The organism is Methylobacterium sp. Gmos3 (assembly GCF_056430985.1).
In genome coordinates, this window is record NZ_JBWJYL010000008.1 from 183,592 (window position 1) to 205,711 (window position 22,120).

Consider the following 22,120-nt stretch of genomic DNA (forward strand, 5'->3'; position numbering starts at 1 on the left):
GCGTTACCGCCCCTTCCAGTCCGGCGCGCGCTTGCCCAGGAACGCTTCCATTCCCTCGCGGAAATCCTGGCTCATGTAGCACATGAGGATCAGGTCATCGCCGGGACGAGGTTCGCCTTCGGCCGGGGCGTCTTCCTCGGCGAGGCGACGCAAGCCTTCCTTCGTGGCCTGCATCGTGAGCGGCGCATGCCCGGCGAGCAGGGCGGCGAGCGCGTCCACCCGCTCGGCCAAGGCATGGATGTCGTCCACGACCTCGCCGACGAGGCCAATCGCCAAGGCTTCCTCCGCCCCCATCAATCGCGCGGTGAAGATGATGTCCTTCACCCGTGCCGGACCGATGAGGTTCGAGAGCCGCTTGAGATTCCCCTGGCTGAGGCAGTTGCCCAGCGTGCGGGCGATCGGGAAGCCGAACCGCGCATCGCGGGTGGCGATGCGCAGGTCGCAGGCCGCCGCGATGGCCGCGCCGCCGCCCGTACAAGCGCCCGCGATGGCCGCGATGGTCGGCACGCGCAAGCGTTCGAGGCCGCCCAGCACCTCGTCCATGAAGCGCTCGTAGCCCAGCGCATCCTCGGCCGTCTCGAAGCTGCGGAACTGCGCGATGTCGGTCCCGGCGGCGAAAGCCTTCTCGCCCGCGCCGGTGATGATGAGCGCCTTCACCGCAGGATCGGCGGCGATGTCCTCGCAGCAGGCAATCAGCCCCCGATACATCGCGAAGGTCAGGGCGTTGCGCGCCTGCGGCCGGTTCAGGACGATCCGGGCGATCCCGGCCTCGTCCTTCGTGAACAGCAATTCGTCGGTCGGGGCGTGTGCGTTCATCGGGGCCTCCGCGCGGTCGGGATCAGGCGCGGGTTTCGCGCACGATGCCACGGGCGATCAGGTCGTCGATCGCCGCATCATCGTAGCCCGCTTCCGTCAGGATGGCACGGGAATGCTCGCCCAGCAGCGGCGCCGCCCCGTGGACGCGACCGGGCGTCTCCGAGAACTTCACCGGCAGGCCGAGGGTCTTCATCCGCCCGACGCGGGAATGCTCCACCTCGACCACCATCTCGCGCGCCAGCGTCTGCGGGTCGCTGTGCATGGCGTTCACGTCGAGCACCGGCCCGGCGGGCACGCCCTCGGCTTCGAGGCGTGAGAGCCAATCGCCGGAACGGCGCTCGCGGAACGCGGGTGCCAGGGTGGCAGCCAGGGCTTCGCGATTCGCCATGCGGTCGCGGTTGAGGGCGAAGCGCGGGTCCTCCGCGAGATGCTCCATGCCGATGGCCTTGAGCATCCGCAGCCAGTTGGTCTGGTTGGCCGCTCCGATGGTGATCCAGCCATCCGCCGTCTCGAACGCCTCGTAGGGCGCGTTCAGCGGATGCGCCGAGCCCATCGGACCGGGCGCGATCCCGGTCGCCATGGCGATGGCCGATTGCCAGTAGGTGTGGGTGATGCCGGCCTCGAACAGCGAGGTATCCACCACCTGCCCCTGGCCGGTCTTGAGCCGGCGCGTATAGGCGGCCAGCACGCCCATCGCGGCGAGGATACCGGCGGTGATGTCGGTGACGGGCGGACCGCACTTCATCGGCGGACGGCCCGGTCCCTCGCCGGTCACGGACATGAGGCCGCTCATGCCCTGGGCCACGAGGTCGAACCCCGCGCGGTCGGCATAGGGGCCGCTGCGACCGAAACCGGAGAGCGAGCAATAGACGAGGCCGGGAAAGTCCTGGCGCAGGCTCTCGTAGCCGAGGCCGAGCCGCTCCATCGTGCCCGCGCGATAATTCTCGATCAGCGCGTCGGCGTCGCCGAGGAGCCGCCGCAGCACCGCGACGCCCTCCGGCGCCTTGAGATCGAGGCTGAGGCCGCGCTTCCCCCGATTCATCATCATGTAGGCGGCGCTCTCGCCGTCGAGGGTCGGAGGCACGGTACGGCGGGTGTCGTCTCCGTCGAGCTTCTCGACCTTGATGACCTCGGCGCCCATGTCCGCGAGCATCAGCCCGCAAACCGGCCCGGCCATGATGTGTGCGAGCTCGATCACCCGCATCCCGGCCAGCGGCCCATGCCGCTCGGTGCGCGCGCTGACCATGGGGCTACTCTCCGGCCGGGACACCGGCGACGCGCCCGGTCGGCTCGACCGGCGGATCCACGAACTCGCGCTCGGGATGCATGGTGAAGGCGAGGGCGGCCCCGAGCAGGCAGAGGCCGATGGAGCCGATGAACGGCAGCGTCCAGCTTCCCGTGCGGTCGACGATGAACCCGAACATGATCGGGGAGACGATGGCCGCCACCGCCGAGCCGGTGTTCATCAGGCCGCTCGCCGTGCCGGCGTATTTCGGCGCGATATCCATCGGCACGGACCAGATCGGGCCGATCACCAGTTCGGCGAAGAAGAAGCCGGAGGAGAGGAGCAGCGCGACGAAGGTGAGATCGCGGGTGAAGAACACGCCGGTGAGGCTCGCCGCCGCGCCGAGGAAGCCGGTCACGATCACCGACAGGCGCGCGAGCTTCACGTTGCCGGTCATGTGGCCGATCTTGTCGCTCGCGATGCCGCCAACCGTGTCGCCCACCACGCCCGCGAAGAACACGCCGGAGGCGAACAGCGCCGAGTTCTTCAGATCGAGCCCGTAGCTTTCCTTGAAGAAGGTCGGCAGCCAGCCGAGGAACAGCCACAGGGTCCAGCCGTAGCAGAAATAGGTGATCGTCACCGGGAGCATCCGGCGGGTGAGGGCGCCCCACGGCACGCTCTGACGGACGCCCACCTTGCGCGGCGCGGGCAGGGTCTCGAGTTCGGCGGGGGTGATGGCCGGATGGTCCGACGGATCGTCGCGGAAGTAGAAGTACCAGATCAAGACCCAGATGAAGCTGGCGACGCCCAGCGCGTAGAAGCTCACGCGCCAGCCGAAATGGTAGATCAGGAAGGCGACGATGGGCGGGGCCACGGCGTTGCCGAACCGCGCGAAGGCGTGGGTGATGCCCTGCGCGAAGCCGCGCTTGCCCGGCGCCGTCCAGTTCTGCATGGCACGGGTGGCGGTGGGGAAGGTCGCGCCCTCGCCGAAGCCGAGGAGCACGCGGGCGAGGAAGAGGCTCACGAGCCCGCCGACCATGCCGGTCAGCACCGTCGCGGCCGCCCAGATGATGCCGCAGACCATCAGGGTGCGCCGGGCGCCGAACTTGTCGCCCACTGAACCGCCGATGACCTGGAAGATGGCGTAGGGGTAGGCGAAGGCCGAGAGCATCAGCCCGAACTCGGTCTTCGACATGCCGAGGTCGTGCATCATCACCGTGCCGGCCGTCGCCAGGTTCACCCTGTCGAGGTAGGTGATGAAATACATCAGACAGAGCAGGCCGAGCACGCCATTGGTGGCGCTCACGCGCTTCATCATCGCCCAACCCTCCCTCGCGGCGCCGGGAGCTTGTTGCCCCTCATGCCCGCACGATGCCTGGACCGCCCCGATCCGGCATCTTGTCTAATACGTTATTCAATCCGGTCTTGCCGCCGATGGCAACAGCCTATGATCATAATGCGCGCATCCCGCTCAAAAGCGAACGGGGGCCATGCGGCCCCCGTCCCTATTCTCAATAGCGTTCGGATCAGGCAGTGGCGGGCCGGAGCTTCGTGTTCTCCTCCACCGGGGCGCTGAGGGCCTTGCCGCGCGGGCCGACCCAGGAGCCGACCCAGTTCCTCTGCCAGAGGGCGAGGCAGCCGAGCACCAGCGCCGCGAAGACGGCGTAGATGACGAAGCCGGTCGCGAAATGGCCGGTATACTGCTTCGACATCCCCATCACGTTCGGAAGGATCGCGCCGCCGAGCGCACCGATCTCGCCGATCATCGAGCCCGCGACCGCCGTGTTGTTCGGCCAGCGCAGCGGCACGAGCTGGAACAGCGCGCCGTTGCCCGCGCCCAGAGCCGCGAAGCAGAACATGAACAGCATGGTCGTCAGGGCGAGGGAGGGGTTCGCCGTGAGGGCCAGGAAGGCCGCCACCGCCGCCAGCAGCACCACCGACAGCACCGCGACGCCGCCGAGCTTGTCGGCGAAATACCCACCCACGATGCGGATGCCGGAGCCCATCAGCGCCGCAAGCATCGTCAGGCGGCCGGCCTCGACCTTCGTGACCGCGAACTGCTCGTAGAAGAAGGTCGGCAGGAAGTTCGAAAGGCCGATGAAGCCGCCGAAGGTGATGACGTAGATCAGCGAGAAAGCCCATCCGTCCTTCGTGAACAGGCAGGCGATGTGCTCCTTGAAGGACTGGCCGTGCAGGTCCGGCGGCTCCTTGGCGAGGGCGATCATCACGACGAGCGGGATCAGCATCACGACACCCGCGAAGCCGTAGACGGCCTGCCAGCCATACATCTGCGCCAGCGGCGGCGCGAACAGAACGGCCAGGACGGTGCCGGAATTACCGGCGCCCGCGATGCCCATGGCGAGGCCCTTGTGCTCCGGCGGGAACCAGCCCGAGCCGAGCGACAACGCCACGCCGAAGGAAGCGCCCGCGATGCCGAGGAGCACGCCCATGGCGAGCACGTCGTTGTAGGAGGAGACGACGAAGAAGCCGTAGGCCATCGCCACGACGATGATGCCCATCTCGGTGATCGCCGCGTTCTTGCGGCCGATATACTGGGCCAGCACGCCGAGCGGAAAGCGCATGATGGCGCCGGCAAGGATCGGCAGGGAGATCATGAAGCCGGTCTGGGCCGGGGTGAGCTTGTAGGTCTCGGTGATGAACGGGCCCATCGCGCCGTTCAGGACCCAGATCGCGAAGCAGAAATCGAAGTAGAGGAATGCGGCAAACAATGTCGGGGGGTGGCCCGACTTCATCACGGTCTTGAAGCTCGCCATGGGTGAGGTGCTCGTCAGAGTTTGCGTGCCGCGACGCGGCCGCACAGGCCGGGGATCCGGACTCACACCGTCCGCTCTGCGGAGCGCCGTTGCTCCGCGTGCCGCGCTAATGTCGGCCCACCCGACAATGCAGAAGGCGTGCCAGCCGCGTCGCAGGGTCTGGTCCGGGGTCGCGGGGAGCGGTGCCGCGCGTTGAGGCAGGCTTGGCGCGAAAGCGGGCGCAGTCGCAAACTCAGTCGCATTTGCCGGGATTAACTTGCTGCACCGGTGCAACAGATGCGCGGAAAGCCCAGAGCCAAGTCATACGCGGGTCCGGTATGGCATGACTGCGCTTGGCGATGCCCGGCGGCTTTAGTAGGTCTCGAATAAGCTTGACCGGATATCGAGCGGCCGAGGCCGCCCGCGATCCGAATTCGTCTTTCAGGAAGACCAACGATGTCCGCCCCGATCCGACTCCTGCTTCTCGCCGGCCTCGCCGTCTGCGCGGCAGCCGCGCCTGCCCTGGCGCAGACCCGAACCGCGCTGGTCGAGCCCGATTCCGACCGGCTCTTCCAGGACCAGACCGGCGCCTACTACCTGAAGCGCGGCGACCGCTACGTGCCGTATTCCGGCCGCGTCGAGTTCGGCCGCGCCGTGCTCGACCGGCAGACCGCCGCGCCCGCGCCGGTTCCCGCGCCGATCCAGGCCCCGGCGGTGCAGGCGCCGCCGACGAGGCAGGCCGCTCTGGTCCAGCCCGAGGCATCGGGTGATCCGGCCCTCTCGCCGATCGAGGCTGCGAAGGCCAAGGCCGTGCTGCGTGCGCCCGACAACGGCCCGATCGATTACGCGAAGGCCTATGGCCCCATCGAGGACGACGTGTTCCCCGTCCGCGCCTTCGACTACAAGAAGATGAGCCCGGCCTACCTGCGCCAGGAGATCGCTTATAACGGCCCCTACGAGCCGGGCACGATCATCGTGGACCCGCGCGCCCACCAGCTGACGCTGGTGCAGGAGGGTGGCCGGGCCCGCCGCTACGGCGTCGGCGTGGGCAAGCAGGGCTTCTCGTGGTCGGGCACGGCTACGGTGAACTCGAAGCAGGCGTGGCCGGATTGGTATCCGCCGAAGGAGATGATCGCCCGCAGCTCGAAGCTCGCGAGCGAGGTCGACAAGCTTCAGAGCGGCTTGGGCGTCTCCGGCGGCCTGCGCAACCCGCTCGGCGCCCGCGCCATGTATCTCTGGCAGGGCAACAAGGACACGCTGTTCCGCATTCACGGCACGCTCGAGCCCTTCTCCATCGGCAAGAGCGTGTCTTCCGGCTGCATCCGCATGATCAACCAGGACGCCATCGACCTGTTCAGCCGCGTGAACGTCGGCTCGAAGGTGGTGGTGCTGAACTGATCCTCGGCCGTCATCGCGAGCAAAGCAATCCGGGGCAGCGGGACGTTTCAGGACGTCACGGTTCCCTGGATTGCTTCACTGCGTTCGCAATGACGATGGCGGTGACTTCGCCAGTTCAGCCACCAGCGCGTTGAGCACCGGAGCCCCGGCGGCGGTCGCGGCTATGCGGCCATCGGGCTTCCGCGACAGGAGCCCATCCCCCACCAGGGCGTCGATCCGTGCCGGGTCGATGGCCCGGCCGCCGAGGGCGGCGTAGCGGGCGGGGTCGATCCCCTCCGAAAGGCGCAGACCCATCACGAGGTATTCGTCGGCCTGGGCCGGGGCTGCGAGGTGCTCGGTCTCCGCGATTCCGTGGCCGTCCGCCTCGACGCGGGCGAGCCACGCTTCGGGGCCACGCTCGGTGACGGTGCCGATGCGGCCCTCCGGCGTCACGAGGCGTCCATGGGCGCCGGGGCCGATGCCGGCATATTCGCCGTAGCGCCAGTACAGCAGGTTGTGCCGTGCCTCGGCGCCGGGGTGCGCGTGGTTCGAGATCTCGTAGGCCGGCAGTCCGGCAGCCTCGCAGACCTCCTGCGTCACGTCGTAGAGCGCGCGGGAGACGTCCTCGTCGGGCGTCACGAGCTTGCCGGCGGCGGCGAGGCCGTAGAACGGCGTGCCGGGCTCGATGGTGAGTTGGTAGAGCGACAGGTGCTCGGCCGCCCGCGCGATGGCCTCGGTGAGTTCGGCGCGCCATGCCGCTGGGCTCTGGTTCGGCCGCGCGTAGATCAGGTCGAAGGAGGTCCGCGCGAAGGTGCCCTGCGCCACCTTGATCGCGGCGAAGGCTTCCTGCGCGTTGTGCAGGCGCCCGAGGGTCTTCAGCGAGGCATCGTCCAGGGCCTGCACGCCGAGGGAGACCCGGTTCACCCCCGCCGTCCGGTAGCCCAGGAAGCGCCCGGCCTCGACGCTCGACGGGTTGGCTTCCAGCGTCACCTCGGCCCCCGGCGCGATGCGCCAATGGCCGGCAATGGCGTCGAGCAGCCCCGCCACGGTTTCCGGCTTCATCAGCGAGGGCGTGCCGCCGCCGAGGAAGATGCTCGTCACGTCCCGGCCCGGCACGAGGGCGGCGACATGGGCCATCTCCGCGCGGAAGGCCGCGAGGAAGCGCGCCTCGTCCACGCCGGCATGGCGGACATGGGAGTTGAAGTCGCAATACGGGCACTTCGCGGCGCAGAACGGCCAGTGCAGGTAAACCCCGAAGCCCGCATCGCGAGTCGGGTGGTCTGGGGCCTGCGCGGTCAAGTCCGCCCCATCGGGGCGAGGCATTCCCGCGCCAGATCCACGAAGGCCCGCGCCCGGTGGGACAGCCCCTTGCCCGCCTGCCAATCGACGCCGTGCTTCTCCTCGGCGCTCATCTCGCCGAAGGTGCGCTCAAAGCCCTCGGGGCGGAACAGCGGGTCGTAGCCGAAGCCGGCCGTGCCGCGCGGCGCCACGAGGTCGCCGAACACCCGGCCTTCGAACAGCTCGGTATGGCCATCGGGCCAGGCCAGGACGAGGGCCGACACGAAATGCGCCTTGCGATTCGTGGCGCCGCGCGCGTCGAGTTCGGAGAAGATCCGAGCCATGGCGCCCGAAAAATCCTTGTCCGGCCCGGCCCAGCGGGCCGAGAAGATGCCCGGCGCGCCATCGAGGGCATCGACGCAGAGGCCGGAATCGTCGGCGAAGGCCGGCAGGCCGGTGGCCTTGGCCGCCGCATGAGCCTTGAACGCCGCGTTCTCGGCGAACATCGTCCCGGTCTCGTCGGGTTCGGGCAGCCCGAGTTCGCCCGCCGAGACGGCCTCGATGCCGAAAGGCGCTAGAAGCTCCCGCATCTCCGCGAGCTTGCCCGCGTTGTGGGTGGCGATCACCACCTTGCCGGTCAGGCGGCGCCTCACGCGATGGCTTCCTTCTGCAAGGCGACGAGCCGCTCGGTGCCGGCGCGGGCGAGGCGGAGCAATTCGAGGAGCTGCGCTTCCGTGAAGGGCTCGGCCTCGGCGGTGCCCTGCACCTCCACGATGCCGCCCTTGCCGGTCAGCACGAAGTTCGCGTCCGTATCGGCGGCTGAATCCTCCTCATATTCGAGGTCGAGGACGGGCATGCCCTTGTAGATGCCGCAGGAGACGGCAGCCACGTGGTCCCGCAGCGGATCGACGGAGATGATCGAGCGGGTGCGCATCCAGGCGAAGCAATCGTGCAGCGCCACCCAGGCGCCGGTGATGGCGGCGGTGCGGGTGCCGCCATCGGCCTGGATCACGTCGCAATCCACCGTCACCTGCTTCTCGCCGATGGCCGAGAGATTCGTGACGGCCCGGAGCGAGCGGCCGATCAGGCGCTGGATCTCCTGCGTGCGGCCGGATGGCTTGCCGGAATTCACCTCGCGGCGGGTGCGCTCATGGGTCGCCCGCGGCAGCATCGCGTATTCGGCCGTCACCCAGCCCTTGCCGGAGCCGCGCAGCCACGGCGGCCCGCGCTCTTCCAGCGAGGCCGTGCACAGCACCTTGGTGTTGCCGAAGCTGACGAGGCAGGATCCCTCGGCGTAGCGCGCCACGGCGCGTTCGAGGGTCACGGGCCGCATCGCGTCGGCGGCACGGTTGGATGGCCGCATGCGAGACCCTTTCCAGATGAGGAGTGCGGGCGGGGCTCATAGGCCGCACCGCCCCGGCGGGCAAGCAGCGGATTGATCCGAAGCCTCGGCAAAGACATGATCGGGAGACAGGACCCGCCCACCGTGACACACCAGAGCGTGGACATTTCGCAGAATCAATCGATGCAGGCCCTCTCGGCGCTCAACGAGCGTGCCAGGGAGATCTTCCGGCAGATCGTGGAGAGCTACCTGACGACGGGAGAGCCGGTGGGCTCGCGCAACCTCGCGCGCATCCTGCCCATGGCCCTGTCCCCGGCCTCCATCCGCAACGTGATGGCGGATCTGGAGCATTCCGGCCTGATCTTCGCGCCCCACACCTCGGCGGGCCGCCTGCCCACCGAGCAGGGCCTGCGTTTCTTCGTGGATGCGATGCTCGAACTCGGCGATGTCGGGCAGGACGAGAAGGACCGGATCGAGGGCCAGATGCGCGCGGTCGCCTCGCGCCACACCTTCGAATCCGCGTTGACCGAGGCGTCGAGCCTGCTCTCGGGCGTCTCGCGCGGGGCCGGCGTGGTGCTCACCACGAAGGCCAATGCCAGCCTGAAGCATATCGAGTTCGTGCGGCTCGACCCCGCCCGCGCCCTGGTGGTGCTGGTCTCGGATGACGGCAGCGTCGAGAATCGCCTGCTCGACCTACCCCCCGGCCTGCCGGCGGGGGCGCTGCAGGAGGCGACGAACTACCTCAACGCCCGGCTCGCGGGGCGCACCCTCGGCGTGCTGCGCGCGGAGATCGAGGCGGGGCGCCTCGCCAAGAAGCGCGAGCTGGACGAACTGACGGAGCGGCTGGTCGATGCCGGCCTCGCCACGCCGGTCGGGCCTTCGGAGGCGCGGCAACTCATCGTGCGCGGACAGGCCAACCTGCTGGACGACCTGCGCGCGGCGGAAGACCTCGAGCGCATCCGGCTGCTGTTCAACGACCTGGAGACGCAGAAGGACGTGATCGACCTCCTCGCCCGCGCCGAGCAGGGGGAGGGGGTGCGCATCTTCATCGGCTCCGAGAACAAGCTGTTCTCGCTCTCGGGCTCGTCGCTCATCGCGGCGCCGTTCCGCGACGGGTCGCAGAAGATCGTCGGCGTCGTCGGCGTCATCGGCCCGACGCGTCTGAACTACGCCCGCATCGTGCCGATGGTCGATTACACCGCCCGCGTCGTCTCGAAGCTTCTCGACGGCGGGCGGTGATCGTTCGCCCGCTCAGGCGGGGATCACGTCCACGATCTCGTAGGTGTCGGGATCGATGATCACGATGTCGTCGCGGACGAGGATGAAGTCGTAGCCCTCGTAATCCGGCACCAGCTCGACAATGGCCGGCGGCAGGCGGTGGAGCCGCACCGAACGCGGGATCGCCGTGCCGACGCTCAGCGCGAAGTCCACGCTGTCGAGCCGCGAGACACCGCCCCGCAGGATCGACTGGCGGAACTCCGTGCGCCGCCCGGTATCGAGGCGGGAATAGCCGCCCCGCACCGCACCCGCATCGCGACCGCCACGGGCGCCCGGCCCGCCACGCTCGGCGCCGCGACGCTCGCCGGCCGCGCCCGGCCCGTTCCGGCCATCGGGACCGCCGCGCTCGGCCGCACCGTTGCGCTCGCCGGGGCCGCCACGCTCACCGCGCTCACCGGGGCCGCCACGCTCGCCACGCTCTCCGGGGCCGCCGCGCTCTCCGGGGCCGCCGCGCTCTCCGGGGCCGCCGCGCTCAGCGCCGCCCCGCTCGGCCGCGCCGCCGCGCCCGCCCGGGCCACCCTGTTCGGCCGCGCCGCCACGTTCGGCCGGACCGCCGCGCTCCGCGCCGCCACCGGCCCCAGGGCCGCGCCCGCCGCCTTCACCGCCGCGCATGCCGCCGCCGCCCGCGCCACCCGGACCCGCCGCACCCGGCCCGCCCGCGCCGGGGCCGCCGCTCGCGCCGCCGCCCGGTCCACCGCCGCCGCCCGGCCCGGCCGCCGCGCCGCCGCCGCCACCGCCCGCGCCGCCGCCCCCTCCGGGACCGCCCTGCGCGAAGGCCGTCGTCGCGCCCGCCATGATGACCGCTGCGGCCACCGTACTGCGAAGAATTCTGTTCATGTGCCGTCCCACCGTCCCAGAGGGCGCGCCCTCCGGACGCTCGACCCGGGCCGGAACGGGGACGGAATCGAAACCGTTCCGAGGTTTCTCGACCGCTGGTTGGTGACAAGGCGCCACGTCTCGCGCACGCGAACGTGAGGATCGCTTGCAGGCGGGGTCTGGGGCTGTAACGTCCGCTCAAACCCGAGAAGCCGGCACAGTGTCGGCCCAGCGAGTCCCGGAGACGCCATGTCCGCACCTCCCGCCGGCCGTATCACCATTTCGTCGGAGCCCCACGATGCCGCCGACCGGCGCCGCCGCATCTTCGCGATCGTCGGCTCTTCGTCCGGCAACCTCGTCGAGTGGTACGACTTTTACTGCTACGCCTTCTTCGCCCTCTACTTCGCCCCGGCCTTCTTCCCGAAGGGCGATTCGACCAGCCAGCTCTTGCAGACAGCCGGCATCTTCGCGGTGGGCTTCTTCATGCGCCCGGTGGGCGGCTGGCTGTTCGGGCGCATCGGCGACCGGGTCGGGCGGCGGACCTCCATGGTCATCTCCGTGCTGATGATGTGCTTCGGCTCGCTGCTGATCGGCATTCTGCCGACCTACGACACCGTCGGCACCCTGGCGCCGGTCCTGCTGCTGCTGGCGCGGATGCTTCAGGGCCTGTCGGTCGGCGGCGAGTACGGCACCTCGGCCACCTACATGAGCGAGGTCGCCATCAAGGGGCGGCGCGGGTTCTTCGCCTCGTTCCAGTACGTCACGCTGATCGGCGGCCAGTTGCTCGCCTCCCTGGTGCTGGTCGGCCTCCAGGCCGTGATGACGAGCGCGGAACTGACGGCCTATGGCTGGCGCATCCCGTTCTTCATCGGCGCGGGCCTTGCGGTCGTGGCGCTCTACCTGCGGCGCTCCCTGGCCGAGACCAAGGAAGCCGGCGACAAGGAGAACGCCGGCACCTTCAGCGAGCTGTTCAAGCACTGGCGCGCGTTCTGCGTCGTCCTCGCCTATACGGCGGGCGGCAGCTTGAGCTTCTACACCTTCACGACCTACATGCAGAAGTATCTCGTCAACACCGCCGGCATGCCGAAGACGTCGGCGTCACAGGTCATGACCTGGGTGCTGCTGGTCTACATGCTGATCCAGCCGATCTTCGGCGCGCTGTCCGACAAGATCGGCCGCAAGGCCAACATGATCCTCTACAGCGGGCTCGGCATGCTGATGGTGGTGCCGATCATGTCGTTCCTGCACACCAACAAGGACCCCTACCTCGCCTTCGCGATGATCACCCTCGGGCTGGCGGTGATCTCGTTCTACACGGGCATCAGCGGCATCGTGAAAGCGGAGCTGTTCCCCACGAACGTCCGGGCGCTGGGCGTCGGCCTGTCCTATGCCCTCGCCAACGCGCTGTTCGGCGGCACCGCCGAATACGTGGCGCTGTGGTTCAAGGATGCCGGAATCGAGACGACCTTCTTCTGGTACGTGACGATCATGCTCGCCATCGCCTTCGTGGCCTCGCTGATCATGCCGAACCCGAAGGTTCACGGCTATCTCGACGGCGATGGCACGGTGGAAGAGGCACTCGGCAAGAAGAAGAAGGCGGGGCTCGCGACCGCCTGAACGAAAATAGGGGGCGTGCCTCGCGGGCCGCCCCCTTTCTTTTCGACGAAGACCGGTCTCAGTCCTGATCGATCTGCTTTCCGATGATGGCGATGGCCCGCTCGTAGACCTGGGCGGCGTTCCAGCCCTGAAGGGCGGCGAAGTTCGGCTCGCCGGGCTGATAGCCCGCGCCGCGCTGCCAGCCATGGGCCTTCAGGAAGTTCGCCGTCGAGGACAGGGCCGCGCCGACATTGTTGAGGTCGCCGCCGGTGCCGTAATTCAGCACGTTCTTCGGCAGGAACTGCGTGTGGCCGATCTCGCCATGCGCGGCGCCGCGGGTCCCCGCCGAGATGATGCCCCGGTCGATCAGGGTGAGGGCGGCGCGGAGCTGGTCGGTGAAGTATTCCGAACGGCGGCAATCGTAGGCGAGGGTCGCGACGGCCGAGAGGGTGTTCACGTTGCCCTTCACGGCGCCGAAGCCGGTTTCCATGCCCCAGATCGCCAGGAGCGGACCCGGCGGCACGCCGTAACGCTGCTCGATGGAGTCGAACAGGGCGGCGTTGGTGCGCTTCAAGGCACGGCCGCGCTTCACGATGGTCGCGGCGCCGCGCTTGGCCATGAACTGGTCGAGGGAGAGCTTGAAGCTGTGCTGCCCCCGGTCGGCCGAGATGGTCGCGGTGGAATAGCTGGTGCCGGCCAGGGCATCGAGGCTTTCGGCGCTGGCGCGGCCCCGGTTCTCGGCGATGAATTCGCGCTTCCACGTCTCGAAGCCGGCAGAGGTGTTGCCGCACTGGGCGGCCTGCGCCTCGGTGAGGGCACCGCCGAGCAGGCCGAGTGCCGCGACGGCGAGGCTGAAGTGACGCTTGCGTGCAGCCACGTGTAACTCCTGGAATTCCGGCCGGTCGGGACGGCCCGCCCGGCAATATCGTTGCGGTCTAAAGCATATCGCGAAGGTTGGCGCACGCCGCGAGGTGCGCGCGGCGTGCGGATTCATCCCGTCTGCGGCGAAAGTGATCGCAGCGTGGTTTCCGGGACGCTTCCGGCCTCACGGGGGCCAGGATTTCAGACCAAGGCGCTCGCGCGGCCATCGAACCTGCGGAAACGCGAAGCGTTTGAGGCAGGCGGCGGGGAGGTCGGCGGATGCGGAACGGTCGGGGACGATGACGAAACCCACCCTTGCGGATGCTCCGGAACTGGCCGGCGCCCAACTCGTCATGCCGGACAGCATCGCGGCCCCGGCGCCGGCCTTCAAGATCGTCAGCTGGAATCTCCTGCGGCGGGTGGGGGCGGCCATCGAGGACGTCATCGCCCTGATCGAGCAGGAATCGCCCGATCTGCTGCTGATGCAGGAGGCGACGCGGGCCATCGGCTTCCTGAAGGAGCGCGTCGGCGGCCATTACGCGTGGTCGCCGCTGCCGGGGCGGATCCACGGGCTCGCCATGTGGAGCCCGACCCCGTTCCCGAGCCCGCCGCGCACGGTCACGCTGCCCTCCGGCGCGGTGGTCCACCGGGTGTGCCAAGTGGTCGATCTCGGCACGTTCGGCGTCGCCAACGTCCACCTCTCCCACGGGCAGATGCTGAACCGGCGGCAGTTGCGGCGGATCGTGACGGGCCTTCCGCCCCGCGCGGCGGTGCTGGGCGATTACAATATCGTCGGCCCGGCCATGGTGCCGGGATTCCGCGACATCGGCCCCCGGCGGCCGACCCATTCGATGATCGAGGTGCTGCCCCTGCGCCTCGACCGCTGCATCGCCAGGGGGCTCGTCTGCCGGGAAAGCGCGGTGCTGCCGCGCGGCCCCTCGGACCACCGGCCCATCGTCGTGCATCTCTGCCCGGAGCCGGATTCACCCGCGCCGCTCAGAGGTATGGCAGCAGCAGCCGAACGCCTGCGTCGCGCAAGCGCACGGGCAAGGATCGGTCTGCGAGATCCTTCTCGGTAAGGGGCAGATCCTTCTTAGCCTCGATCAGCGCGTCGATCTGCCCGGCGAGATCGGCGTCGATCACCTCGACGTTCAGCTCGAAGTTCAGGCGGAAGCTGCGCATGTCCCAGTTGGCGCTGCCGACGAAGCACCACACGTCGTCGACCACCATCGCCTTGGCGTGGTCGAACGGATCGCGGTCGAGATAGACCCGCACGCCCGCCCGGATCAGCACGTCGAGATGGGCGCGCATCGCCCAATCGATGAAGCGGTGATCGCTGACCGCCGGGATCACCACCTCGACGGAGATCCCCCGCGTCGCGGCCTGGATCAGGGCGCCGGTCACGAGTTCGTCCGGCAGGAAGTACGGCGTGGCGATCCGCACCCGGCGGCGGGCGCAGTTCAGCGCCTGGATCACCACCTGCTCGATCTTCTGCACGTCCGCATCCGGCCCCGACGTCACCGCGCGGGCGACGCAGCCGCCGACCGCCGGAGCATCCACGAACCACGGCGGCCCGTCGAGGCTCTCGCCATCGGCGAAGGCCCAATCCGCCGTGAAGGCGGTGGCGAGCTGATCGACGACCGGACCCTCGAACCGGAAATGGATGTCGCGGATCGGGTGCGCGGGCTTGGTGCGCACACGGTTGGCGGCGGCGATGTTGAGCCCGCCCGTGAAGGCGACCCTTCCGTCGAGGATCAGCAGCTTCTTGTGGTTGCGCAGGTTCAGGAAGGGCATCCGCCAGGGCAGGGCGGAATGCATGAATAGGGCGGCAGGCACGCCGGCCGCGTGCAGGCGCTTATAGGCCGGCGTCCGGAAATAGCCGCCGCCGATCCCGTCGATGATCACCCGCACCGCGACGCCTCGTCCCTTGGCCTCTGCCAGGGCCTCGCAGAACTCGCGGCCGGTCGCGTCGTCGCGGAAGATGTAGCTCGTCATGGCGACGCTGGCCCGCGCCCCGCGGATCGCCGCCAGCATCTCCGGGTAGGCCTCGTCGCCGTTGCGGAACATCCGCACCCGGTTCCCGGTGAGCGCGGGCGCGCCGGTGATGCGCCGGATCGCCCGGTCAAGCGGCCACAGGGTTTCCGGCACGACGGCATCGTCCGCATCCGGCGGCGGCACCGCCTCGGAGGGCCGCGCGCGCATCTTCCGCGCCCGCCGGTAGACGCGGTTGATGCCGAGCAGCAAGTAGAGCGCCGAGCCGAAGATCGGCGAGAGCCAAGCCAGCCCGATCCATCCCACGGCCACGCTCACCCGCCGCTTGCGCAGCAGGGCATGGATCGTCACCGCGAGGGCGAGGCCGATGCCGACGAGCGCCTGCACATCCGCCCGCAGCAGCGCGGTCGAGTTGATCCAGCGGAAGACGATTTGGTCCACTTGCATCCCGTAAGGCTGAAGACTTCCGGCGATATAGCCCAGCCACGGCGCAAGTCCGCCCGAATTGTCACGGGAGCCTGGGGCAGCGACCGATCACGTTCCGGCCCCTCACCCTCTTACCTCAGGATGAGGTGCCCGCTTCTGCGGGCCTCGAAGGAGGGCTTCAGACATCGCGCGGCAGGCTGGATCCCGCCTTCGAGGCGGCTTCGCCGCCGCTCAGAGCCCAACCGAGAAAGTCGCGACGGCGCCTCACACCTCACCGTCTTTGCGAGCGTCAGCGAAGCAATCCAGGGGCGGGCGGGCCGCTTACGACCGTGGCGCGTCCCTGGATTGCTTCGTTCCTCGCAATGACGGAGGCGGACGCGACCTTTCCGGCCAGACTCTCAGGATGAGGCCTTCGAGGTGGCTTCGCCGCACCTCAGGATGAGCGAGAATGAAGGGAGACGGCTGAACCAACTCGTCCCAATGCGGCTCTAATCCTTCGACATCGGATCGCAGCGCAAGCCGCTGCCGTCGAGGGCGCCGTAGACGATGTGTCCGCCCGATTGCAGGCAGCGCGCCTTCACCGCCTCCTGGGGCCTGTGGAAGGTCCAGATGGTGATCATCGGCATCACGGTGGCGAGGCAGACGCCGCCAATGAGAAGGGCCGCCGCCCAGGTCGGCCCATCACGCTCGGGCCGAGGCGGACGTGGCGGCGGCATCGCCCCGTAGAATGCCAGGGTCAGGCCGATCAAGTCGGTGGTGGCTGTCATCGCCCATCCCGCACCGGCAGGCCCGCCATTGCGGGACAGCCCGAAGATTAGGGCAGGACGCCCGCGCCGCCTACGCGCCGGAGGCGCGGCGGATCACCCCTCCCAAACGGGCTTGCGCTTCTGCAGGAAGGCATCGATGCCCTCCTGCGCGTCGGCCATCGCCATGTTCCGGGTCATCACCTGGGCCGTGTAGGCGTAGGCTTCGTCGAGGGTCATCTCGCCCTGCCGGGCAAAGGCCTCCTTGCCGATGGCGAGCACCCGGCGGGCCTTGGCGGCGATGCGCCCGGCCATGTCGGCCACGGCAGAGTCGAGCCGGTCGACGGGAACCACGCGGTTCACGAGGCCGATGCGCAGGGCCTCGGCCGCGTCGATGGCTTCGCCGAGCAGCAGCATCTCCATCGCCGCCTTGCGCGGCACCGCCCGCGACAGGGCGACCATCGGCGTCGAGCAGAACAGGCCGATCTGCACGCCCGGCGTGGCGAAGCGCGCCTCCTCGGTGCAGATCGCGAGATCGCAGGAGGCCACGAGCTGGCATCCCGCCGCCGTGGCGATGCCATGGACCTGCGCGATCACCGGCTTGGGCAGGCGCACAAGGCTCGTCATCAGCCGGGCGCAGGTGCGGAACACGAGGTCCGTCGCCTCCGGAGAGGAATCCGCGCGCATCTCGCGCAGATCGTGGCCGGCGCAGAAGGCCGGGCCGGCGGCCCTCAGCACCACGACCCGCACCGAATCGTCGTCGCGGATCGCGTCGAGGGCGTCCTGAAGGGCGTTCATCAGCGCCAGCGACAGGGCGTTGCGCGCGCCCGGACGGTTCAGGGTGAGGGTGGCGATGCCGTCCGCATCCTGCCGGAGAAGGACAGGCTCGGCGGCGGCCAGGGGCTGGGCTGCGGACAAAGGCGTCTCCCTTCAGGCTCTTCGGCCCTCGGGAGAACGATTTAGCACACCTGGGCGGGCGCGGCATGCTCCGCGAGGGCGAGGTCCAGCCGGGCGAAGTCGGCGCCGGGGCCGGTCCACCAGAGGGGCGGCAGCCGGTCGAGCCGGCCGAGCGCCCGCGCATAGTTCGAGGCGAGGGCGCTATCCACGATGGCGAGGCTCGCGCCCGACAGGACGAGGGCGAGTTCGTGCTCGCCGATTCCCGGATCGAGATCCTTCGTACGCGCGCCGACCCAGGCGAAACCCTGCCGAAGGGCCGTCGCTTCGAGGGGGTCGGCCACCATCAGGACGGCGAGGTCGCCGAAGCCGATCCCCTCGGCGCGAGCCCACCGGGCGCAGGTGCCGGGAACGAACGGCGAGGCATTCTCCTCCACGGGAGCCGGGCGCAGGAGCACCGGCTTCTCCAGGGAGGCGGGGTGGGTCACGCTGTATCTGGCGCCGAGCATGCGGTGAAAACCAGCCTGTTCATAAGCTGAACCATTCCGGGTTCGCGCGTCCCGGTTAAGACTTTCTGATTCCACCTCCGACAAGGGCAGCAAATCCGGCCGAAACCGGGCGCTTCGTCGGCGGAAGGCCGCCTATGGCCAACGCGAGATGAAGATTACGCAGAAAGTTCGCCCTGGCGGGCTCGGACGAAGTGTCTATCTGATGCTCCCGGAACCGGCCCGAACGACAAGGCCGCGACACACCGGAGGACATCCTTGAACCGCCACCTCGCCCCGCTCGCTGCGGCCATCCTGCTCTGCGGCCCGGCGCAGGCCGAGATTCGCAACGCGCCCTCGCCGCACGCCCTCGAACTCGCCGCCTATATCTTCGCGGCCTCCAATGTTTGCGGCTACCGGATCGGCGGCCCCGAATTCGAGGCATTGCTCGCCAAGCAGAACGCCCGCGTCAGCGATGTCCAGCCCTCCGGCCCGTTCGGCAACCGCGTCCAGTCGATGTTCACGCTGATGTCGAATCAGATGCAGTTGAACCGCGATGGCGCCTGCATCGCTGTCGCCGGGGAATACGGGCCGGACGGCAACATCGCCAAGAACGTGCTCCAGCCCTCCGCCGAGGTGCCGCAGGCACCGGAGCCCGCCAAGCCGGCGCGATAGGCTCAGCCGAGCCGCCACTCGATCGGCGCGAGGCCCCGTTCGGCGAGCCACGCATTGGCGCGGCCGAACGGGTCCGAGCCGGGAAAATCCCGCGCCCGGTTGAGGGGCGAGGGATGGCCGCTCTCGATGACGGCGTGCCGGGACGGGTCGATCAGCCCGGCCCGCGCCCGCGCCTGCGCCCCCCAGAGGAGAAACACGGCCGGCTCATCGCGCCCGGCGACCGCCGCCACCGCCTCGTCGGTGAGGGCGGACCAGCCCGCGCGCAGGTGCGCCCCGGCCTTTCCCGCCTCGACGGTGAGGGCGCTGTTGAGGAGCAGGACCCCCTGCCGGGCCCAGGGCGTGAGGTCGCCGCCCGCCTCGCGGGGTGAGGCCGCCTCGGCCAGGATGACCTTCAGCGAGGCCGGAAGGCGGCCCTTGCCGACATAGGAGAAGGCGAGCCCGTTGGCGTCGCCCGGCGTCGGGTAGGGGTCTTGCCCCAGGATCACCGCCTTCACGGCCGGCAGCGGCGTCTCGCGCAGCGCCCGGAAGATGTCGCCCGGCGCGGGCAGCACCGTCGCCCCTGCGGCGATGCGTCCGTCGATCGTGTCCGCCACGCGATCCGCAGCGCCGTCGCCGAAGAAGGGGAGGGCGAGCCAGGGGGAATTGCTCTCGCGGAAGGCAGCAAGGGCGGCGGCGACGGGCCGGTCGGTCATCGGGCTGTGGAGATCCTGAGCCGAAGCGGCATTTGCCGCCGCGTGCCGCATCTCTATACCGGTACCTGCGTGGCACCGCAGCAAGGGTGCCTTCGCCGGGGCGGTCCGGCGACCTACATAGGGGCGGCCTCCCGCTCCGGCGGGTCTCGTCTCAGCTTGGAAAGGGAATCGGCGCCAGGGCGCCGGACGCTTTGATGAACGAACGCATCGAACCTGCCGCGCTCGCCAACCCCCGGCCCGTCGCCTCGCGCGACACCGGGATGCTCGGCCTGCCGGGTGACCATCCGCAGGTCCGCTGGGGCCGCGTCGGCGTGCTGCTGATGAATCTCGGCACGCCCGAGGGCACGTCCTATTGGCCGATGCGCCGGTACCTGAAGGAGTTCCTGTCCGACCGCCGGGTGATCGAGGTGCCGCGCCTGATCTGGTGGCCGCTGCTCAACCTCATCATCCTGTCGAAGCGGCCGGGTCCGAAGGGGAAGGATTACGCCAGCGTCTGGAACAACGAATTGAACGAGGGGCCGCTCAAGACCATCACGCGTGGCCAGAGCGACAAGCTCCAGGCGGCGATGGGCGACAGCGTCGTGGTCGATTGGGCGATGCGCTACGGCAAGCCGGAGGTGGCGGGCCGCATCCAGGCGCTGCTGGACCAGGGCTGCGACCGCATCCTGCTGGTGCCGCTCTACCCGCAATACGCGGCGGCGACCTCGGCCACAGCCTGCGATCAGGCCTTCCGCGCCCTGATGGACATGCGCTGGCAGCCGACGGTGCGGGTTTCGCCGCCCTATCACGACGATCCGGTCTATATCGACGCCATGGCGCAATCGATCCGCGAGGGTCTCGCCAAGCTCGATTTCGAGCCGGAGGTGATCCTCACCTCGTTCCACGGCGTGCCGCGCAGCTACCTGCTGAAGGGCGACCCCTACCATTGCCAGTGCCACAAGACCGGCCGTCTCATCCGCGAGGCGCTGGGCCTCTCGCCGGACAAGATGCGGGTGACGTTCCAGTCCCGCTTCGGCAACGAGGAATGGCTGAAGCCGTATACCGACGAGACGGTGATGGACTTGGCCAAATCCGGCGTGAAGCGCATGGCCATCGTCGCCCCTGGCTTCACCGCCGATTGCCTGGAGACCCTGGAAGAGCTCGACGGCGAGAACCGCCACTATTTCGAGGGCAATGGCGGCGAGCAATTCGCCTACATCCCCTGCTTGAACGACAGCGACCTCGGCATGCGCGTGATCGAGAACGTGGTGCGGCGGGAGCTTCAGGGCTGGGTGTGACGACCACTTAATCGACGCTCATCGGGCCGGTTGCGCTTGCTGCGCAGCCGGCGCGGCCTATCATCCTCTCAACGGACGTGAGTCCGGTCGAAATGGGAGGGTCGTCACGTGGCGTTCTTTATCGGTATCGCCTGTCCGTGGATCCTGGTCATCGTGCTCGACCGGCTCTCGGAGGCTCGGCGCATGTCCGAGCTCGAATCGCTCGGCGTCACGCCACGGCCCGCCGGCCACTCCGCCTACATCACCAAGCCCGACCGGCCGTACTAGTCGGACGGCCCTTCCCTCGACCTCATCCTGAGGTGCCCGCCGTGGCGGGCCTCGAAGGAGGGCTCCAGTTGGCTCCACGATCCCTGGAGTTCTCCTTCGAGGCTGCTTCGCAGCACCTCAGGATGAGGTAGGCGCGCAGGACGAACGACCGATCAGCCTCACTTCACCGCAGGCGGGGGCGGCGCGGCCGGGGTCATCGGATCCGCCGGTGTCGCGGCGGGGGCGTCCTTGCGGTCAATCTTCGCCTCGGCGCGCAGCTTCAGGATCAGGTCCTGCTGCGACTTGCGGATGAGGTGCTGGTCGATCTGCTCCTTCAGCTCATCGAAGGTCGGCTGCGGCTTGGTCCTCTTTTCCTCGACCTTGATGACGTGCCAGCCGAACTGCGTCTTCACCGGATCGGAAACCTGACCCGGCTTCATCGCGAAGGCGGCGGCGGCGAAATCCGGCACCATCCGCTCCTTGGTGAACCAGCCGAGATCACCGCCCTCGGTCTTGGAGCCCGGATCCTTCGACGTCTCGGCGGCAACCTTGGCGAAATCCTCGCCACCCTTGATCCGCTCGGCGATCTTCTTCGCCTCGCCCTCGCTCTCCACGAGGATGTGGCGGGCGTGGACTTCCTCCTCCGGCTTCATCAGCTTGACGGACGTGTCGTAGACCGCGTGCTCGGCCTCCGGCGTCACCGCCTTCTTGGCCTCCTGCTCCAGGTAGTCGTCGAGGAGCAGTTTGTCGCGGAAGTAGGCGAGCTTGCGCTTGAACTCGGCGCTGTCGCCGATCTTGGCCGCCTCGGCGGCCTGCGCGCCGACCTTCAGGTCGACCATGTAATCCACGAGCAGGTTCTTCTTCTGCGCCTCGTCCACCCCCGGCAGGGAGAGCGCCGGATCGTCGGAGGCGATGGCGATATCGGCCTGCGTGATCGGCTGGCCGTTCACTGTCGCGACGACCGCGTTCGGATCGGCGGGGACGGCGGGCGCACTCGTCGGCGTCTTGTCGGCCGGGGGCGTCTGGGCCGCCGCCGCGCCGGAGAGGGCGAGCGTCAGCGCGAGCGCGCTGGCGCGCCGGAGCAGGGCATGGGTCGGCATGGGAATACCTCGGTCGGCGTGTCGTTCAACCGGTTCGGCGGCGGAGGCGCTGTCGCCCCGCTCGGCCGCCCGTCCGGCGGCGGGAGAGGTGGCCCGGCGGCACGCAGAAGGCAAGCGGAGCCATAATCGGCAACCAATCCGGGCCCCGCCTCTTTCAGGTGCACCGGGCGATGTTTACCTCTATAAGCCGCCCCATTCCGCCCAGGCCGGCCCGCGACGTCACGTCCGTCGGCGGGCACGCCCGTCCG

General features: G+C 69.2%; 22 protein-coding genes. 7 read left to right on the forward strand and 15 right to left on the reverse strand.

What is annotated here, in order from left to right:
- Positions 1-3: 3 nt before the first annotated feature.
- From ACS5Q7_RS18075 to ACS5Q7_RS18090, 4 genes are all read right to left on the reverse strand, one after another.
- Positions 4-816, reverse strand: coding sequence for an enoyl-CoA hydratase/isomerase family protein (locus ACS5Q7_RS18075; protein ID WP_478340651.1), 813 nt, complete (start codon positions 814-816; stop codon positions 4-6).
- Between the two features lie 22 nt (positions 817-838).
- A complete protein-coding gene (locus ACS5Q7_RS18080) occupies positions 839-2,062 on the reverse strand; it encodes a CaiB/BaiF CoA transferase family protein (RefSeq protein ID WP_478340652.1) in 1,224 nt (407 codons plus the stop codon).
- Positions 2,063-2,066: 4 nt separating this feature from the next.
- Positions 2,067-3,359 carry an MFS transporter gene (locus ACS5Q7_RS18085; protein WP_478340653.1) on the reverse strand — a complete coding sequence of 431 codons (1,293 nt, stop codon included), beginning with the start codon at positions 3,357-3,359 and terminating at the stop codon, positions 2,067-2,069.
- A 208-nt stretch (positions 3,360-3,567) separates the two neighbouring features.
- The gene (locus ACS5Q7_RS18090; RefSeq protein WP_478340654.1) at positions 3,568-4,815 is read right to left on the reverse strand and encodes an MFS transporter; all 1,248 of its coding nucleotides are present in this window, start codon (positions 4,813-4,815) and stop codon (positions 3,568-3,570) included.
- A gap of 435 nt (positions 4,816-5,250) precedes the next feature.
- Between ACS5Q7_RS18090 and ACS5Q7_RS18095 the strand changes: the two genes are divergently transcribed.
- Complete coding sequence (locus ACS5Q7_RS18095; protein ID WP_478340655.1) at positions 5,251-6,192, forward strand: L,D-transpeptidase; 942 nt, start codon at positions 5,251-5,253, stop codon at positions 6,190-6,192.
- Between the two features lie 75 nt (positions 6,193-6,267).
- Here ACS5Q7_RS18095 and hemW read toward each other — a convergent pair whose 3' ends face one another.
- Genes hemW through rph form a run of 3 tightly spaced genes read right to left on the reverse strand, consistent with a single transcriptional unit; the run spans position 6,268 to position 8,812 of the window.
- Positions 6,268-7,470: a radical SAM family heme chaperone HemW gene (gene hemW, locus ACS5Q7_RS18100; protein ID WP_478340656.1), complete on the reverse strand. Its 1,203-nt coding sequence runs from the start codon at positions 7,468-7,470 to the stop codon at positions 6,268-6,270.
- Positions 7,467-8,102: an RdgB/HAM1 family non-canonical purine NTP pyrophosphatase gene (rdgB, locus tag ACS5Q7_RS18105; protein ID WP_478340657.1), complete on the reverse strand. Its 636-nt coding sequence runs from the start codon at positions 8,100-8,102 to the stop codon at positions 7,467-7,469. The genes hemW and rdgB overlap by 4 nt, the downstream gene beginning before the upstream one ends.
- Positions 8,099-8,812 carry a ribonuclease PH gene (gene rph, locus ACS5Q7_RS18110; RefSeq protein WP_478340658.1) on the reverse strand — a complete coding sequence of 238 codons (714 nt, stop codon included), beginning with the start codon at positions 8,810-8,812 and terminating at the stop codon, positions 8,099-8,101. Before rph ends, rdgB begins: the two co-directional genes overlap by 4 nt.
- Positions 8,813-8,974: 162 nt before the next feature.
- Between rph and hrcA the strand changes: the two genes are divergently transcribed.
- The gene (gene hrcA / locus ACS5Q7_RS18115) at positions 8,975-10,030 is read left to right on the forward strand and encodes a heat-inducible transcriptional repressor HrcA (RefSeq protein ID WP_478340830.1); all 1,056 of its coding nucleotides are present in this window, start codon (positions 8,975-8,977) and stop codon (positions 10,028-10,030) included.
- Between the two features lie 12 nt (positions 10,031-10,042).
- Here hrcA and ACS5Q7_RS18120 read toward each other — a convergent pair whose 3' ends face one another.
- Positions 10,043-10,906 (reverse strand): DUF1236 domain-containing protein, encoded by an 864-nt coding sequence (locus tag ACS5Q7_RS18120; RefSeq protein ID WP_478340659.1) that lies wholly within the window; start codon positions 10,904-10,906, stop codon positions 10,043-10,045.
- 228 nt (positions 10,907-11,134) lie between these two features.
- Here ACS5Q7_RS18120 and ACS5Q7_RS18125 point away from each other — a divergent pair, with 228 nt between their 5' ends.
- Complete coding sequence (locus tag ACS5Q7_RS18125) at positions 11,135-12,502, forward strand: MFS family transporter (protein WP_478340660.1); 1,368 nt, start codon at positions 11,135-11,137, stop codon at positions 12,500-12,502.
- A 58-nt stretch (positions 12,503-12,560) separates the two neighbouring features.
- Here the strand turns inward: ACS5Q7_RS18125 and ACS5Q7_RS18130 are convergent, their stop codons facing one another.
- Positions 12,561-13,358, reverse strand: a complete 798-nt coding sequence (locus ACS5Q7_RS18130) for a lytic murein transglycosylase (protein WP_478340661.1) — start codon at positions 13,356-13,358, stop codon at positions 12,561-12,563.
- 337 nt (positions 13,359-13,695) lie between these two features.
- Between ACS5Q7_RS18130 and ACS5Q7_RS18135 the strand changes: the two genes are divergently transcribed.
- The gene (locus ACS5Q7_RS18135; RefSeq protein ID WP_478340831.1) at positions 13,696-14,421 is read left to right on the forward strand and encodes an endonuclease/exonuclease/phosphatase family protein; all 726 of its coding nucleotides are present in this window, start codon (positions 13,696-13,698) and stop codon (positions 14,419-14,421) included.
- Here ACS5Q7_RS18135 and ACS5Q7_RS18140 read toward each other — a convergent pair.
- The 4 genes from ACS5Q7_RS18140 to ACS5Q7_RS18155 all read right to left on the reverse strand — a co-directional run bounded on the left by ACS5Q7_RS18140 (position 14,339) and on the right by ACS5Q7_RS18155 (position 17,906).
- On the reverse strand, positions 14,339-15,775 hold the full coding sequence (locus ACS5Q7_RS18140) for a phospholipase D-like domain-containing protein (protein ID WP_478340662.1): 1,437 nt from the start codon (positions 15,773-15,775) through the stop codon (positions 14,339-14,341). The genes ACS5Q7_RS18135 and ACS5Q7_RS18140 overlap by 83 nt on opposite strands.
- Positions 15,776-16,248: 473 nt before the next feature.
- Positions 16,249-16,527 (reverse strand): hypothetical protein, encoded by a 279-nt coding sequence (locus ACS5Q7_RS18145; protein ID WP_478340663.1) that lies wholly within the window; start codon positions 16,525-16,527, stop codon positions 16,249-16,251.
- A 93-nt stretch (positions 16,528-16,620) separates the two neighbouring features.
- A complete protein-coding gene (locus tag ACS5Q7_RS18150; RefSeq protein ID WP_478340664.1) occupies positions 16,621-17,421 on the reverse strand; it encodes an enoyl-CoA hydratase in 801 nt (266 codons plus the stop codon).
- 41 nt (positions 17,422-17,462) lie between these two features.
- Positions 17,463-17,906, reverse strand: a complete 444-nt coding sequence (locus ACS5Q7_RS18155) for an AMP-dependent synthetase (protein WP_478340665.1) — start codon at positions 17,904-17,906, stop codon at positions 17,463-17,465.
- 255 nt (positions 17,907-18,161) lie between these two features.
- Here ACS5Q7_RS18155 and ACS5Q7_RS18160 point away from each other — a divergent pair, with 255 nt between their 5' ends.
- Entirely contained in the window at positions 18,162-18,557 is a 396-nt protein-coding gene (locus ACS5Q7_RS18160; protein ID WP_478340666.1) for a hypothetical protein, read from the forward strand.
- A 2-nt stretch (positions 18,558-18,559) separates the two neighbouring features.
- Here ACS5Q7_RS18160 and ACS5Q7_RS18165 read toward each other — a convergent pair whose 3' ends face one another.
- Positions 18,560-19,249 carry a uracil-DNA glycosylase gene (locus ACS5Q7_RS18165; protein ID WP_478340667.1) on the reverse strand — a complete coding sequence of 230 codons (690 nt, stop codon included), beginning with the start codon at positions 19,247-19,249 and terminating at the stop codon, positions 18,560-18,562.
- Between the two features lie 194 nt (positions 19,250-19,443).
- Here ACS5Q7_RS18165 and hemH point away from each other — a divergent pair, with 194 nt between their 5' ends.
- Together hemH and ACS5Q7_RS18175 are read left to right on the forward strand one after the other, a co-directional pair.
- Entirely contained in the window at positions 19,444-20,526 is a 1,083-nt protein-coding gene (gene hemH / locus ACS5Q7_RS18170) for a ferrochelatase (protein ID WP_478340668.1), read from the forward strand.
- 108 nt (positions 20,527-20,634) lie between these two features.
- The gene (locus tag ACS5Q7_RS18175; protein WP_478340669.1) at positions 20,635-20,793 is read left to right on the forward strand and encodes a hypothetical protein; all 159 of its coding nucleotides are present in this window, start codon (positions 20,635-20,637) and stop codon (positions 20,791-20,793) included.
- A 158-nt stretch (positions 20,794-20,951) separates the two neighbouring features.
- On the opposite strand, the gene ACS5Q7_RS18180 is transcribed toward ACS5Q7_RS18175, so the two are convergent.
- Entirely contained in the window at positions 20,952-21,872 is a 921-nt protein-coding gene (locus ACS5Q7_RS18180; protein ID WP_478340670.1) for a peptidylprolyl isomerase, read from the reverse strand.
- Between the last annotated feature and the right edge of the window lie 248 nt (positions 21,873-22,120).